This is a genomic window from Labrys sp. WJW (assembly GCF_001676615.1).
Lineage (GTDB): Bacteria > Pseudomonadota > Alphaproteobacteria > Rhizobiales > Labraceae > Labrys > Labrys sedimenti.
Genome location: NZ_LYXZ01000039.1, coordinates 166870 through 182722, shown reverse-complemented (window position 1 = coordinate 182722; position 15853 = coordinate 166870). Strand labels below are relative to the sequence as shown.

General features: G+C 64.4%; 14 protein-coding genes. 5 read left to right on the top strand and 9 right to left on the bottom strand.

The features are described from left to right. Positions 1 to 5 precede the first annotated feature (5 nt). The 5 genes from BA190_RS23345 to BA190_RS23330 form a co-directional block, all read right to left on the bottom strand. Positions 6 to 389 (bottom strand): DUF779 domain-containing protein, encoded by a 384-nt coding sequence (locus tag BA190_RS23345; protein ID WP_068293020.1) that lies wholly within the window; start codon positions 387 to 389, stop codon positions 6 to 8. A 14-nt stretch (positions 390 to 403) separates the two neighbouring features. Next, positions 404 to 526 (bottom strand): hypothetical protein, encoded by a 123-nt coding sequence (locus BA190_RS37070; RefSeq protein ID WP_256390545.1) that lies wholly within the window; start codon positions 524 to 526, stop codon positions 404 to 406. 83 nt (positions 527 to 609) lie between these two features. Then, on the bottom strand, positions 610 to 2127 hold the full coding sequence (gene adh / locus BA190_RS23340) for an aldehyde dehydrogenase (RefSeq protein ID WP_068293017.1): 1518 nt from the start codon (positions 2125 to 2127) through the stop codon (positions 610 to 612). A 253-nt stretch (positions 2128 to 2380) separates the two neighbouring features. Further along, complete coding sequence (locus tag BA190_RS23335) at positions 2381 to 3355, bottom strand: GAF domain-containing protein (RefSeq protein WP_371260378.1); 975 nt, start codon at positions 3353 to 3355, stop codon at positions 2381 to 2383. 308 nt (positions 3356 to 3663) lie between these two features. After that, entirely contained in the window at positions 3664 to 5652 is a 1989-nt protein-coding gene (locus tag BA190_RS23330) for a hydantoinase/oxoprolinase N-terminal domain-containing protein (protein WP_068293013.1), read from the bottom strand. A gap of 459 nt (positions 5653 to 6111) precedes the next feature. Between BA190_RS23330 and BA190_RS23325 the strand changes: the two genes are divergently transcribed. The 3 genes from BA190_RS23325 (at position 6112) to BA190_RS23315 (ending at position 8520) form a co-directional block, all read left to right on the top strand. Then, entirely contained in the window at positions 6112 to 6384 is a 273-nt protein-coding gene (locus BA190_RS23325) for a helix-turn-helix domain-containing protein (RefSeq protein ID WP_068293010.1), read from the top strand. A 63-nt stretch (positions 6385 to 6447) separates the two neighbouring features. Then, positions 6448 to 8139, top strand: coding sequence for a SulP family inorganic anion transporter (locus BA190_RS23320; protein ID WP_068293008.1), 1692 nt, complete (start codon positions 6448 to 6450; stop codon positions 8137 to 8139). Positions 8140 to 8235: 96 nt separating this feature from the next. Next, complete coding sequence (locus BA190_RS23315; RefSeq protein WP_068293005.1) at positions 8236 to 8520, top strand: hypothetical protein; 285 nt, start codon at positions 8236 to 8238, stop codon at positions 8518 to 8520. Positions 8521 to 8592: 72 nt separating this feature from the next. Here BA190_RS23315 and BA190_RS36090 read toward each other — a convergent pair whose 3' ends face one another. The 4 genes from BA190_RS36090 to BA190_RS23300 all read right to left on the bottom strand — a co-directional run bounded on the left by BA190_RS36090 (position 8593) and on the right by BA190_RS23300 (position 13842). Continuing rightward, on the bottom strand, positions 8593 to 9120 hold the full coding sequence (locus tag BA190_RS36090; protein ID WP_156771670.1) for a hypothetical protein: 528 nt from the start codon (positions 9118 to 9120) through the stop codon (positions 8593 to 8595). Between the two features lie 126 nt (positions 9121 to 9246). After that, positions 9247 to 10419 (bottom strand): efflux RND transporter periplasmic adaptor subunit, encoded by a 1173-nt coding sequence (locus tag BA190_RS23310; protein WP_068293000.1) that lies wholly within the window; start codon positions 10417 to 10419, stop codon positions 9247 to 9249. 10 nt (positions 10420 to 10429) lie between these two features. Next, the gene (locus tag BA190_RS23305; protein ID WP_068292997.1) at positions 10430 to 13615 is read right to left on the bottom strand and encodes an efflux RND transporter permease subunit; all 3186 of its coding nucleotides are present in this window, start codon (positions 13613 to 13615) and stop codon (positions 10430 to 10432) included. A gap of 14 nt (positions 13616 to 13629) precedes the next feature. Next, entirely contained in the window at positions 13630 to 13842 is a 213-nt protein-coding gene (locus BA190_RS23300; protein WP_068292993.1) for a hypothetical protein, read from the bottom strand. A 194-nt stretch (positions 13843 to 14036) separates the two neighbouring features. Here BA190_RS23300 and BA190_RS23295 point away from each other — a divergent pair, with 194 nt between their 5' ends. Beyond that, complete coding sequence (locus tag BA190_RS23295; RefSeq protein WP_068292991.1) at positions 14037 to 14648, top strand: TetR/AcrR family transcriptional regulator; 612 nt, start codon at positions 14037 to 14039, stop codon at positions 14646 to 14648. A gap of 190 nt (positions 14649 to 14838) precedes the next feature. After that, complete coding sequence (locus BA190_RS23290) at positions 14839 to 15693, top strand: SDR family oxidoreductase (protein WP_068292988.1); 855 nt, start codon at positions 14839 to 14841, stop codon at positions 15691 to 15693. The last annotated feature ends 160 nt before the right edge of the window (positions 15694 to 15853 follow it).

Genomic DNA, 15853 nt, shown 5'->3' with positions numbered 1-15853 from the left:
GGGCCTCAGGCCCCTCTCCTCGCCGCAGGCAGCACGCAGATCTCCTCGCCCGAGAAGGTGCGCGAGCGGGTGATGAAGCGTTTTTCGGTGCCGTTCTCCAAGGAAAACATGCCGCCGCGCCCCGGCACCACGTCGATGATCAGTTGCGTGTGGCTCCAGGCGGCAAATTGCGGCGCGCTGATATAGACGGGCGCCTCGCCGATGCTGCCCAGCAGCACGTCCTGGTCCCCGATGATGAAGTCACCCTGCGGATAGCACATCGGCGAGGAACCGTCGCAGCACCCGCCCGACTGGTGGAACAGCACGGGGCCGTAGCGGGTCTGTAGACTGGCGATCAGGTCGAGGGCGGCCGGCGTCGCCGTTACGCGTTCGAGACTGGCGTCGGGCATGATCGCTCCACTTTTCATAACGGATCGCCATCTTGCGTCATTGCGAGCGAAGCGAAGCAATCCAGAAGCCGAAAATGCCGTGCCTGACGAAGACCGGATTGCTTCGCTTCGCTCGCAATGACGGCAAGGTCGTCCATGTCTCGCCATCTTGCGAAAGAGCCGCCCGGATCGAAATCGGGGCGGCCAAGGTGATCCCCGGAGCTAAACGCTCCGGCGCGGATCAGAAGAAGCCAAGCTTCTTGGGGGAGTAGCTGACCAGCATGTTCTTGGTCTGCTGGTAGTGATCGAGCATCTTCTTGTGGTTCTCGCGGCCGATGCCGGACTGCTTGTAGCCGCCAAAGGCCGCATGGGCCGGATAGGCGTGGTAGCAGTTGGTCCAGACGCGGCCGGCCTGGATGGCGCGGCCGAAGCGATAGGCGCGGGTGCCGTCGCGCGTCCAGATACCGGCACCGAGGCCGTAGAGCGTGTCGTTGGCGATGGAAAGCGCTTCCTCGTCATCCTTGAAGGTGGTGACGGAGACCACCGGGCCGAAGATCTCCTCCTGGAAGATCCGCATCTTGTTGTGGCCCTTGAACACCGTCGGCTTGACGTAATAGCCGCCGGCGAGTTCGCCGGGCAGGTCGGCGCGCTCGCCACCGATCAGCACCTCGGCACCTTCCTGGCGGCCGATGTCGAAATAGCTCAGGATCTTCTCGAGCTGCTCGGAGGAGGCCTGCGCGCCGATCATGGTGGCGGGATCGAGCGGATCGCCCTGCTTGATGGCGGCGACGCGCTTCAGCGCCTTCTCGATGAAGCGGTCATAGATGCTCTCATGCACGAGGGCGCGGCTCGGGCAGGTGCAGACCTCGCCCTGGTTGAGGGCGAACATCACGAAGCCCTCGATCGCCTTGTCGAGGAAATCGTCGTCCTCGGCGGCGACGTCCTTGAAGAAGATGTTGGGCGACTTGCCGCCGAGTTCCAGCGTCACCGGGATCAGGTTCTGGCTGGCATATTGCATGATCAGCCGGCCGGTGGTGGTCTCGCCGGTGAAGGCGATCTTGGCGATCCGGTTGGAGGACGCCAAAGGTTTGCCGGCTTCCAGTCCGAAACCGTTGACGATGTTGAGCACGCCGGGCGGCAGGATGTCGCCGATCAGCTCGGCCAGGACCAGGATGGAGGCAGGCGTCTGCTCGGCCGGCTTGATCACCACGCAATTGCCGGCGGCGAGCGCGGGGGCAAGCTTCCAGACCGCCATCAGCAGCGGGAAGTTCCAGGGGATGATCTGGCCGACGACGCCGAGGGGTTCATGGAAATGATAGGCGACGGTGTCGTGGTCGATCTCAGAGATGCCACCTTCCTGGGCGCGCAGCACGCCGGCGAAATAGCGGAAATGGTCGACGCCGAGCGGCAGATCGGCGGCCATGCTCTCGCGGATCGGCTTGCCATTGTCCCAGGTCTCGGCCAAGGCGAGGGTTTCCAGATTGTCTTCCATAACCTGGGCGATGCGCAGCAGGAGGAGGGAGCGCTCGGCGGCGCTGGTACGGCCCCAGGCATCCTTGGCGGCATGGGCGGCGTCGAGGGCGGCTTCGACGTCGGCGGCATCGGAGCGGGCAATCTCGCAGAGTACCCTGCCGTTCACGGGCGAGGTGTTCTCGAAATATTTGCCGCTGCGCGGCTCCTGCCATTGGCCGCCGATGAAATTGCCGTAGCGGGGCTTGAACAGCGTTCCGGGCGAGCGGACGATCTCGGGCTTGTTCATCAATTTCCTCCTTCAGCGCGCCAATTGAGGTTTTGGGACTGGCGTCGTCTGGCTGGGAGGATGAGCGCGGGGGGATGGCTTGTCAGGAGGGGGGCGAACGATGCCGGGGACGATGTGTCTCAGGGATGAGACAGGTGAGGACTTTGGAGCGCGGACTTCCAGTCCGCTCTTGGAAACTCTGAGCTTGCAAGAAAGAGAAAGAGCGGACATCGCGACATGTCTTCATGTCGCTGAGACGTCCGCGCTCCAAGATTCAGCTCTCCCGCCCCAAGCCGAGCCGCGCGATCTTGCGGTGCATGGTGGCACGGCTGACGCCGAGCAGGCGGGCAGCGGCCGAGACATTGCCCTTCGCCCGAGACAAGGCCTGGCGCACCGCGGAACGCTCGCCGGCAAGCAACCCCTCACCGGGCAAAGCCGTTTCACCGTCGACGAGATCACTGGCGGGGAACGGGTTGCGCAGATGCTCGTCCGTCAGTCCATAGACAAGGCGGGCCGCGCGGCTGGCCCCGATGACGAGATCCTCCCTGTCCACGGCGAGCAGGCCGGCCGGGCCGGTGCCGGCATCGGGCCCGACCAGGATGCGCGCATGGCGAAAGGCCTCGCGGAAATGCTGGGTCTCGATGCGAACGGCCGCATCCCGTGTCGCCGCCGCCACCAGCTTCAACAGGGCCGGTGTCAGATCGGAGCGGCAGGTCGAGACGTCGAGCGTGCCCATAAGGCGGCCATTCGCGTCCCAGATCGGCGCCACCGTGCAGCTCAGCCCGATATTGCGGGTGAGAAAATGCTGGTCGCGATGGATGGTCAGTGCACGCCCTTCGGCGATGCAGGTGCCGACACCGTTGGTGCCCTCGCTCTGCTCGCTCCAGACCATGCCGGTCCACAGGCCGAGGGCCTCGAAATCGGCATCGTCCCCCACCACGCCGCGCCGGTCGAGCGGCACGCCGTCGTCATCGGTGAGGAGCACGCAGCAGCCGGCATCGCCGACCGCCTGGAACAGGCGATCGAGCGTTCCCTGCGACAGCCGCACCAGGAGCTCCATGCGGGACAAAGCCGCCTTGAATTCGCCTGCGCCGAGCCGGTGGGGCGGAGGGGCGTGATCGGGATCGAGGCCATAATGGCTGAGGGAACGGGACCAGGAGGCCGCGACCGCGGACTGGGCCCCCGACGTCCCGTCATTCAAGGTGGCATAGACCAGATCCGCATGATGCAGACGGTCCGACTTACCTATTCCCGGCATTCGCTCCGCCCTCCGCATGCATTCCGACAGGGGGAGTTGGGCAAGCCCTTCCCCGGCATCGACGCGGTTAACGGCATCTTCCGCTGGAATTTCCTACCCTGTCAATCGCAGTTGCGATTTTCGCTGTCGTCCAAAACGTTTTGGAAAACGAATTTGTCATTCGATGCGTCAACATCGCGCAGAGCAGGGGCAAGCCGATGCAGTCTGCAGCGCCCTGGGATCGCCAGCATCCTGCTGGCTCTTGAACCGCCGCATTGGTGGGGAGGAAGAGCCAGCAGGATGCTGGCGATCCCAGGGTTCTACACACTGATCCTCGGCCGTCCCGATGCCCGGGCCGTCACCAGGGCCTCGACAAAGAGCTCCCGGCCCTCGGCCACGATCTTCTTCTCGTCGACGCTCACAGAGGTCTCGACCGTGGCGGCCCCCGCAATGAGCGCGTCGCTCTCGGCCTGGACCCGTGCCGCTTCCTGCGCATGGAGCAGGGCCTCGCCGAGATCGAGGATGTCGCGCGTGCCCAACCGAGTGAATACCCGGAAGATACCCTCCACCGGCTGCAGCACCTTCACCTCAGCCGAGACGTGCACGCCGCCGACCACGGCGCCGACGGCATTGGCGACCTCGGCATGTTCGGGTACCAGCGAGGGTGCGCCGACCAGGCCGGCGATATCGCCGTAATAGGTCGCGGCGGAGGCGCCGAGTCCGACCACCGGCGTCGTCAGCGACAGGCCGATCTTGACGAGGCCGCTATGGCCGTCGAGTGCCGCCACCGCCAAAGCATGGCGTGACAGGCCGGCCTCACGGAAGCCGTCCTCGGCCAAAGCGCATTCCAAGAGGAATTCGGCCGAGCGGCGGGTGAGGGTCTCGATGATGCGCCGCGCAAGGTCTTCGGCGCTGTCCGCATAGGGCAGCCCCATGGCATTGCGCCGCCTGGCGAATAGGGTCAGGCCCTTCTCGGCCGCTGCCTTATCCCAGGCATGATGCAGGCCGAGCTGGTGGGCGGCATCCGAAGGCGTCAGCGCCGCCATGATGGCGAGGCGCCGGTTGACCAGGCGCTGGAGCGCATTGAGTTCGCGCCGGCTGTTGATCAGCTTGTCGGCGGCCATCGGCCCGGCCTCCAGCCGCGCCAGCACCTCCGCTTCCAGCGCCGGCAGTTCCGCCAGGGGCGGGTGCAGGCGCAAGGCGAAACGGCCGAAGAGGTCGTTGGGCAAATCGGCCCTGAGCTGGCGGTCGAGCGTCGAATGCACGAGGTCGGCAAGGCTGTCGGCGAGCAGGGAGAGCGGCACGGCGCGCCGCGGGCCGAGCTTGAGCGAGGTATCCAGGCCGTGCTGCTCGATCGCCACCTCGCTGTCGCCGCCGAGGCCGCAGGTGCGGATGGCGATGGCTTCCACCATGGTGCGGAAACCGCCGATCAGGGCGCCGGCCGGATCGATGCGAGGCCTCGCGCCGCGCAACACGACGACATCAGTGGTGGTGCCGCCGATATCGGAAATCAGAGCGTCCGGGGCGCCGGCGAGGAAAGCGCCGCCCACGGCGCTGGCGGCCGGGCCGGAAAAGATCGTCTCGATCGGCTTGGCCTTGGCCACCTCGGCCGCCACCAGCGAGCCGTCGCCGCGCACCACCATCAAGGGCGCGGCGATGCCGAGCGCGGCGAGCCGCCCCTCGGTGGCGGCGATCAGCGCCTCGAGAAGGTGGATCAGGCGCGCGTTCAGCACGCAGGTGAGGGCGCGCTTCGGCCCGTCCAGCTTGGCTGAGAGCTCGTGGCCGCAGGTAACCGGCAGGCCGGTTTCGCGCCGCAGGATCTCGCGTGCCGCGATTTCATGGCTGGGATCGAGCACGGCGAACCGTCCGGTCACGGCAAAACCGGTCAGCCCCGGCGCCAAAGCGCGGGCCTGCTCGACCAGCCCCGCCTCGTCGAGCGGCGCGCGCACCTGGCCCATGGCATCATGGCCGCCCGCGATCAACAGAACCGGGTCCCCGTTCAACGCCGCCTTGAGATCCGGACGCTCGGCATCGTCGGCATCGAAGCCGATATAGACCAGACCGACGCGCCCGCCCTGCCCCTCCACCATGGCGTTGGTAGCGAGCGTGGTGGAAAGCGAGACCAGGGCAATGCGCGAGGGCGCGACATCGGATTGGGCCAGCACCGCGCCGACGGCGCTACCGACACCGATGGCCAGATCATGATGGGTGGTGAGCGACTTGGCCTTGGCGAGAACGCCCTTTTCCTCGTCATAGAGGACGGCATCGGTAAAGGTGCCGCCCGTATCGATACCCAACAAAACAGCCATGATGTCAGCCACTACCAATCAGATCGTCTCAAGCCGTGTTTCTCGAAGTTGCCCATTCGTGGGCGGCTTCGAGAAGCCCTGCCTCATGCTGATACGCGAATTCAGGCTGCGCCGCTCGCTCGTACCGGCATTTTTTTGAACGGCAACGGCCTTCCGAGGGGCAAAGCGCATTCAAGGCCCGACACTTGCCTGCTCTGGTTCTCCGTTTGCAAGTGCTCACAGTGGTGCCGGGCGATCTCGAAGGTAGGGGCTGGCCCCACTACCCCCGTTCGGTCGCGTCTTGGCGATGCGACGAGATTCAGTGAAATCATCAACCGCTTCGTCTATACGGCGAGGCAGTGTCGCCGGACGGACGGACCTGTCTTTCGGCACACTGACGGCATCAATGTCAAAAACATCCTAATTGATGTTCTAGACATTAACATTAAAATGAAGTATTTGATAATTGCGAGGCTGCCTATGATCACCGCTGCCCAGATGCGCGCTGCCCGAGCCCTGCTCGGCATCGACCAGCGCCAGCTCGCTGACCTGTCGGGGGTCTCCCTGCCGACGGTTCAGCGCATGGAAGCGAGCGAAGGCAATGTTCGCGGTGTGGTTGATACGTTGACGAAGGTGATCGAGGCGCTTGACCGCGCCGGCGTCGAGCTGATCGGCGACAATGCCGTCAGCCGTGAGGGGGGACGAGGCGTGCGCCTCAAGCTCCTCAAGCCGCCGGAAAGCTCTTCGACCTAGCGTCAGGTCGAGTGGCGGCAGTCTATGGGCTCCCCCGTACTGTCTCCGGAAATGTGAGAAGCGATGACGGCCCGGGTGCATGAACCCAGCTTCAGTGAGCTCTATACGCCCAAGCTGGTGACGGTCCTCAAGGAAGGCTACGGGCTGGACAAGCTGAGGGCCGACGTTCTCGCCGGATTGACGGTCGCCATCGTCGCCCTGCCGCTCTCCATGGCGATCGCCATCGCCTCGGGCGTGACGCCGGATCGAGGCCTCTACACCTCCATCGTCGGCGGCTTCGTGGTCTCGGCACTCGGCGGCAGCCGGTTCCAGATCGGCGGTCCTGCCGGTGCCTTCATCGTGCTGGTCGCCGCGGCCGTGCAGCAGCATGGCGTGGACGGGCTTCTGCTCGCCACCTTCATGGCCGGGATCATCCTCACCCTGATCGGCGTCCTCCGGCTCGGCACCTTCATCAAATACATCCCCTACCCGGTCACCGTCGGCTTCACCTCCGGCATCGCGGTCATCATCTTCGCCAGCCAGATCAAGGAACTGCTCGGCCTGACGCTCAAGGGCGGCGAACCTGGCCCCTTCGTCGAGAAGGTCGAGGCGCTCGCCATCGCCTTGCCGAGCTTCAACCTGTCCGCCACGGCCATCGCCCTCTTCACCATCGCCCTCATCGTCGCCATCCGGCGTCTGCGTCCTCATTGGCCGGCCTTCCTGATCGCCACCGTCGCCGCAGCCGTGCTGGTCTGGCTGGCTGGCATGCCGGTTGAAACGCTCGGTACGCGTTTTGGCGGCATTCCTCGCTCGTTACCAGCTCCTCATTTGCCGGCCCTGTCGCTCGACAAGATCATCGAACTCCTGCCGACGTCGATCGCCTTCGCCCTGCTGGGCGGTATCGAGAGCCTGCTTTCCGCCGTGGTGGCCGACAGCATGAGCGGCCGGCGCCACCGCTCCAATGTCGAGCTGGTAGCGCAGGGGATCGCCAACATGGCATCGGCCCTGTTCGGCGGTATCTGCGTCACCGGCACCATCGCCCGCACGGCCACCAATGTGCGGGCCGGCGCGCGCGGGCCGGTTTCGGGCATATTGCATTCGCTTTTCGTGCTGGCCTTCATGCTGCTGGCGGCCCCGCTTGCGAGCTATATCCCGCTGGCGGCCCTCGCGGCGGTTCTGGCGGTGGTGTGCTGGAACATGTTCGAGCGCCACCAGTTCGCCACGCTGGTGCGCGCTTCGCGTGGCGACGCCGTGGTGGTGATCGCAACCTTCCTGGTCGTCGTCTTCCGCGACCTCACCGAGGGTATCCTGATCGGCTTCGCCCTTGGTTCCCTCCTCTTCCTGCACCGGATGGCGGAGGCCGTCGAGATCGAGACCTTGCGACCGGTCGTCGAGGAAGACCGGCCCGATGTTCCCGGCGCAGAGGAGCCTCTGCCCTATGATCCCGGCCTGGCCAGCGATCCCGACGTGGTCGCCTACCGGATTTCCGGCGCCTTCTTCTTCGGCGCGGCCGCGACGGTCGCCGCCGCCCTCGATCGCATCGGCGAGCATCCCAAGACGACCATCATCGACTTCTCGGCCGTGCCGATCATCGATTCCACCGCCGCAGCGACCATTCACGGCCTGGTGCGCAAGGCGGCCCGCAGCGGCGGCACGGTGCAGATCGTCGGCGCCCGGCCGGCCGTGCTCAGGGTGCTGCTCTCCCATGGCGTGCGCCCGCCCCAAGTACGCTTCCGAGCCCGGCTCGCAGTGCCAAGGAATGCGACTTCGGGCTGAGCATTGCCGCGACCCCGGCGGAAGTTTCCGGTGAAACAGCTTGATTCTCGAGTCCCGCCTACACCTGGATGGCAGACGGCATCGGAGGTCGCCCAGATGAGATTCGCCTCGCTCGCTTTCCTGCTTTCAGGCCTCGTCCTTGCGCCACAACCGGCATTTGCGGCCCAGCCAAACACGTCGATCGACCACTGGAAAGCGCTGAACAGCCAATGCCGGGGCGGCAGCGGCGATGATCCCGCCACGCAGCTGGCCTGTGATCGGCGCGACGCCCTCACGCGGCAACTCGCCAAGGCAGGCTGGTGTTTCGGCCGCAAGGACGATCCCGACGCCGCCGCCTATCGATGGCATCGCTGCACGGCAAAATCCCTGCGCCCGGAATGAACGACAGAGCCGCAACGAGCCTACGGGATCGAATCTCGGCATCGAGCTTGATACCGCAGGCTCCTGTTGTCGCTAACGTGCAACCTCAATCGTGACGGCGATGCTCTCCGGCGGATTATCCGCTGGATTGATAAAGTCCGTGCGCAATTGAAGCGTATCCACCCCGACATATCCCGGGTTTGATCGATAATTTACAGCTGCCATCGGCACCTTAACACTATTGCATCGATAGTTATCATTCCATTTCGGATAGTTGGTATAGCCCAGCTTTCGAATGACGGTGGCCGTTCCATGCTGCGGTGGAACAATAATCTTTACTGAAGGTACAGCCGAATTCGTGTCACAGGGCGTCTTGAACTGATAGGCCGTATAAAACTCAACCTCTTTCCCCGACTTCGCATGATGCGTAAAAGCAGAGGTAGCCCTCAGATTGGCACCGACAGGAGCATTGCCTGTCACGCACCCCGCTGAAATTGACGCAACCATAAGAGAGGCAAAAGCAAGAGCGGTCTTCACGGCAATACTTTCTCCGATTGCACTGACTTCGTAAATAAAGAGCGAAGCGAGAAAGAATGCAACGACTGGAAATAGTATTGCCACGCAAAATATTCCGGCCTCGACACACCCCTGCGGTCGGAGTTAAAAAGGCCGGCCGGGAACTGTGTCCGGGCCGGCCAGGCTGCGCTGCGACGGGCCGAGGCGAGGCCTCGTCGCCCGCTGGAAGAATCAGGCTCCCGCCTTCTGCGGCAGGGGCTGCACCGGCACGCCGGGGAAGATCTTCTGGACATTGCCGACGATGATCTGGTCGGTTTCCTTGACCCCCTTGGTCACCGCGATGAGCGGTCCCTGCGCCGGGCCGAGCTCGACCAGACGCATCTCGACCTTGTTGCCCTCGCCGACGACATAGACATATTTGCCGAGCTGGCTCGAACCGAGGGCTGCCTGCGGCACAAGCAGCGTATCGGGCCGCTCGCCGATGCTCAGCCGCAGATTGACATATTGGCCGGGCAGCAAGCTGCGGTCGGCATTGGCCGTGGTGGCCCGGGCGGTGATGGTGCCGGTGGCCCGGTCGACGACGTTATCCAGGAAAGTGAGCTCGCCCTGGTGGCTCGCTTCGTTCTGGCCGGGCACGACGATGTCGGCCAGGACCTTGCCCGCCGCCTTGGCCTTGAGGATCTGGGTGAGTTCGGCTTCCGTCGGCGTGAACGTCACATAGATCGGGCTGAGCTGCACCAGCGTGTTGAGCACGGTGCCGCCGGGACTGACAAGCGTGCCGGCCGCGGCCTGGTTGCGGCCCATCCGTCCGTCGAAGGGGGCCTTGATCTCTGTATAGTCAAGGTTGAGTTCCGCCGCCTGGATCGCCGCCTTGTCGGCAAGAAGGGTTGCCTCGCCCTGCTTGACCGCACTGGTGCGCTGATCGAACAGGTCCTTCGACAGGAAGCCCGTCTTGGTGAGGTCGTTGCCGCGGGTGAGGCTGGTCTTGGCATAGTCGAGTGCAGCGGTATCGCGCTCGGCCTGGGCCTTCACCTGCGCCAGCGCGGCCTGATAGTCACGCGCGTCGATGCGATAAAGGACATCACCCTGCTTCACATCGGTGCCGTCAGGCACGGCCTGGTCGAGCATATAGCCCGAGACCTTGGCCTGCAGGGCGATGCTGCGGATCGATTCCGTGCGGGCGGGATAGGAGAGGAAGAGCGGAATGGACTTCTTGACCACGGAGGCCACCGGCACCGGCATGGCCTGCATGGCCGGTGCCGGATTGGCCGAGGCCGGCTTGCTCAGCACCCCGGCCAGGAGTTCCTGGCCGGCGGCGAGGAGATGCGGCTTGTCCTTGAGGTAGTAGCCTCCGCCTGCGGCGGCGACCACGACGATGGCGGTGGCGATTTTCCAGATACGCATCGGTATCCCCTTATTCGGCGGCCTGGATCCGGGGCGGCATGGCGTCCTCGGACTCCTCAGGCGTGCTGTCGGTATGGTGTGAATCTCTCTTGGCGGAGAGTCGGCGCTCGCGCCAACGCTCGATGATGGCGTAGAACACCGGCACGAAGACCAGCGTCAGCACGGTAGCCACCAGCATGCCGCCGAACACGGCCGTGCCGAGCGACTGGCGGCTGGCCGCGCCGGCACCGGTCGCCTTCACCAACGGCACCACGCCCAGGATGAAGGCGAAGGCCGTCATCAGGATCGGGCGCAGGCGCAGCCGGCCGGCTTCCATCGCCGCCTCGACGATGCCATGGCCCTGCTCGCGCAGATGCTTGGCGAACTCCACGATCAGGATGGCGTTCTTGGCGGCGAGGCCGATCAGCATGACGAAGCCGATCTGCGAATAGACGTCGAGCTGCATGCTGCGCAGCCAGATGGCGAGCAGCGCACCGAACAGGCCGAGCGGCACCGCGAGCAGGACCATGAACGGCATGGACCAGCTCTCATACTGGGCGGCCAGGATCAGGAAGACGAACACGATGGCAAGGGCGAACACCGCCGCTGCGATCGAGCCGGCCTTGAGCTCCTGGAAGGTGATGCCGGTCCATTCATGGCTGAAGCCGTTCGGCAGGGTCGCGGCCGCGACCCTCTGCATTGCCTCGATGGCCTGGCCCGACGAGTAACCCGGTGCGGGGGCACCGTTGATCAGGGCCGCGCCGTAATTGTTGTAGTGGGTCACCGTCTCCGGCCCGACGATCGGCTTCAGCGAGCCCAGAGTCGACAGGGGCACCATGTTGCCTGTGGCGTTGCGGACATAGAGACGGCTGATGTCGCCGGGATCGGCACGCGAATCCTTGTCGGCCTGCAGCGTGACGCGGAAGGTACGCCCGAACTGGTTGAAGTCGTTCACATAGAGCGAGCCGAGATAGATCTGCAGCGTGTTGAAGATATCCGGCAGGTTGAGGCCGAGCAGCTTGGCCTTGTTGCGGTCGAGGTCGTAGTTGAACTGCGGCGTCGAGGTCGAGAAGGTGGTGAACAGGGTCTGCGGATTGAGCTCGGGCTGCTTGCGCGCCTCGGCAAGCAGGGCCTGCGCCGCCTCGTTGACCGCGAACGGACCGCGCCCGTTCAGATCCTCGATCTGGAACTCGAAGCCGCCGGTGGTGCCGAGGCCCTGGATGGAGGGCGGCTCGAAGGCCAGCACGAAACCATCGGCAATGCCGAACAGCTTCGGACGCACCTTGTTGACGATATCGGTGGCACTGAGGCCGGAGCCACGCTCATCCCAGGGCTTGAGGATGGCGAACTCGACCGCAGCGCTCGATTGCTGGGCGTTGGTGAGGAAGTTCAGGCCTGAGATCGACATGATGTCCTCGACCCCGGGTTCTGCCATCAGGATCTGCCGCACCTGCTTGGCGGCGGCATCGGTGCGTTCGAGCGAGGCGCCATCCGGCAATTGCAGCACGACGAAGAAGTAGCCCTGGTCTTCCGACGGCAGGAAGGTGGAAGGCACCCGCGTCGAGATCCAGTAGGTGGCAGCCAGCACGATGGCAAACGCCCCCATCATCAGCCAGCGCAGCTTGATGAAGCCGCGCACCGAGGCGGCATAGCCGTGCGACAGCCTGTCGAATCCGGCATTGAACCAGCGGAACAGGAAGAAGCGGGAGGCCGGCTTGTGGCTGAGGAAGGCGGCCGACAGGGCCGGGCTCAGGGTCAGCGAGTTGAAGGCGGAGATGCCGACCGAGATCGCCACGGTCAGGGCAAACTGGTTGTAGAGCTGGCCGGCGACGCCGGGAATGAAGGCAACGGGAACGAACACCGCCATCAGCACCGCCGTGGTGGCGACGATCGGACCGGTGACTTCCTTCATGGCGATCTTGGCCGCCTCCAGCGGCGGATGCCCCGCCTCGAGCTGTCTTTCGACGTTCTCCACCACCACGATGGCGTCGTCGACGACGAGGCCGATGGCGAGCACCATGCCGAGCAGCGAGAGCATGTTGAGCGAGAAGCCCATGGCCAGCATCACCACCATGGTCGCGATCAGCGAGACCGGGATGGCGATGACCGGAATGAGCACGGTGCGCCAGTTCTGCAGGAAGATGTAGACGACGAGGACCACGAGGATGAGCGCCTCGACCAGCGTCTTGACGACGTCCTCCATCGCGGCCGACACGAAGCGGGTCGTGTCGTATTTCATCGAATATTCGATGCCCTTGGGGAAGCGCGCCGAGAGCTCCTTCATCTTGGCTTCGACGGCTTCCTTCAGCTTGAGCGAGTTAGAGCCGGGCGCTTGGAAGACGCCGAGCACCACCATCGGCTTTTCGCCGTGATAGGCCGAGGACGAATATTGCAGCGAGCCGAGTTCGATGCGGGCGACATCACGAAGGCGCACCACCGAACCGCCGGCCGGATTGGCCCGGACGACGATGTTGCCGAACTCCTCCGGGTCGCTGAGGCGGCCGGTGGCGTTGACCTGCATTTCGAAGGCGGTGCCCGCCGGTGCCGGATTCTGGCCGATCTTGCCGGCCGCGACCTGCACGTTCTGCTCGGCGACGGCATTCTGCACGTCGACGGCGGTGATGCCGAGATTGGCGAGCTTGTCGGGATCGAGCCAGATGCGCATGGAATAGCGCCGCTCGCCGAAGATCCTGACGTCGCCGACGCCCGGCAGCCGCTTTAGGGGATCGACAATCTGCAGATAGGCGTAATTGCTGAGCGCGACCGAATCGACCGAATTGTCGGGCGAGGTCAGGTCGACGATCAGCACGAAGTTGGGATTGGCCTTGGTGACCGAGACGCCGGACTGGTTGACGATCGCCGGCAGGGAGGAGGCCGCTTGGGCCACGCGGTTCTGCACGTCCATCGCCGCGATGTTCAGGGGATAGCCGACATCGAAGGTGACGGTGATGTTGGACGAGCCGTCATTGGAGCTGGCCGAGGACATGTAGATCATGCCCGGCACGCCGTTGATCTGCTGCTCGAGCGGCGTGGTCACCGTATCGGCGACGACCTGCGAGCTGGCGCCGGGATAGGAGGCGCTAACCTGGATCTGGGGCGGCGTGATGTTGGGAAACTGGGCGACCGGCAGCAGGAAATAGGCAATCGCCCCCGCCATCACCATGATGATGGCGATGGCCGAGGCGAAGATCGGACGTTGAATGAAATAATTGACCATGGTGAAGCTCTGCGTCAGCCGCCTTGGATGCCACCATGTGGCATGACGGTGTCAGAAAATGTCAGGAGGATCGGCGGCACGTCCTGCGCTTCGGCGAGACGGCGCGCCTGCCCGGCGAGCATCGTCCTCAATGAAACCGGATCGACCCCGTCGGCCCGCATGAGGGCAAGCGTCAACGGGTCGTTCAGCAGCTGATCGACGGTCATATTGCAGCCTTGCTGAGCCATGACTCCTCCAGCGCGGAAACATGGATGCATGCTCCGCCCAATCCGTTTGACGATGTGTCGTTTCCTGGTGAATTGTCTCTCTAACAAGGCTGGATCGCAGTGCGATGACGAAACGGCCTTGACGACGCCTTACCAAGCTGTTACCGATCAGTAACAGCGACACTGTTACAGGTCGGTAACAGTTTGGTCAAGCCATGAGCCAGAAAATTTTGGAACCAAGCGAAGAGTCACCCTGCTGCCCCGGACAGCGTCCGCGAGACCGCATCGTCGTCACTGCGCGCGACCTCTTCCACCGACATGGCATCAACACCATCGGCGTCGACACCATCGCCAAGGTCGCCGGCACCAACAAGATGACGCTCTATCGTCATTTCGGCTCGAAAGACGATCTCATCGTCGAATGCCTGCGGGCGGCGGAGATCGACAATCAGGCGCGCTGGGCCCAGCTCGAGGCCGAGCATCCGGGCGATGCCCACGCCCAGCTGTTGTCCTGGGTCGGCAAATGCGCCGACTATATCGAGGCTGACAACCGGGGCTGCGAATTCGCCAATGCGGCGGTCGAGCTCTCGGGCGAGGATCACCCGGCCCGACGCCTGGTCGAAGAATTCAAGAAGCGGCACCGCGACCGCTTGGCTCTGCTTTGCAGGGAGGCGGGTCTCGACCAGCCGGATCTGGTCGCCGATACACTGCATCTCCTGCTGGAAGGCGCCCGCGTCAGCCGCCAGAGCGCCGGCCCGGAGGGCCCGAGCGCCCGTTTCGTGCGCATGGCCGAGGGGGTGATCGCCTCCTTCGGCAAGAGCGCCTGACTCCTACGGACATTCCGAGAGCCCGAATATCACAGCGACGTGTGTGCATGTCGCGACGGCTTCCTCATCCCCGGCGCGGTGTTTACAAGAGCAGGCATCACGACATGCAAGCATGTCGTTGTGATGTCAGCGCTGCAGGAACTCCTTCGGCAGCGTTGAACAGTCTTAGTTCCTGCAAGGAAGCATCACCATGTCCCATCCAGCACTCGTGCCTGGCTCTGTCGCCGTCGTGACAGGCGGGGCCAGCGGCATCGGTCTCGCCGCGGCCGTCAAGTTCGCCTCCCTCGGCCTCAAGGTCGCCATCGCCGATCTCGGCGAGGAGAAACTTGCGACAGCCGCCGAGAAGATCGCGGCAGCCGCGCCAGGGGGACGGCAGGCCGTACTCGCCTCGGTCACCGATGTCAGCGACGTCGAGGCCCTGCTCGGCCTTCAGCGGAAAGTAAAAGAGCGCTTCGGCGGCACGGATGTGCTGATGAACAATGCCGGCATCCAGCCGGGCTCGAAACTGTTCGATGCCCGCGAGGACCAGACCTGGGAACGCATCTTCTCGGTCAATCTCAAGGGCGTGATCCAGGGCACCCAGATCTTTGCGCCCGGCATGATCGCGCGGGGACGCCCCGGCCTCATCATCAACACCGGCTCCAAGCAGGGCATCACTACCCCGCCCGGCGATCCCGCCTACAATGTCTCGAAGGCGGCGGTGAAGGCCTTCACCGAAGCCCTGCAGCACGAGTTGCGCAACACCGAGGGCTGCCGGATCTCAGCCCATCTGCTGATCCCGGGCTTCGTCTTCACGCCGCTCGCCGCCAAGGGCCGCACCGACAAGCCGGCCGGAGCCTGGACGCCGGAGCAGACCGTGGATTTCATGCTGGAACGCCTGGAAGCCGGCGATTTCTACATTCTCTGCCCCGACAACGAGGTGCCGCGCTCACTCGACGAACGCCGCATCGCCTGGGCTGCCGGCGACATCATCGAGAACCGCCCGCCTCTGTCGCGCTGGCATCCGGACTATGCCGAGAAATTCGCCGAATTCCTGAAGCGCTGACGAAGGTTTCGAAGCACCCGTTTGAAAGGAACGAGTTTGTCATCCCCGGCGCCGCCGAAGGTGCCGGCGATGACAAGGCACCCCGTCGCGACCAGGTCTATAGCGTTTTGCGATTTGACGGAGTCACCTCGAATCGCAAAGACGCGTCGAATCAAAGAGC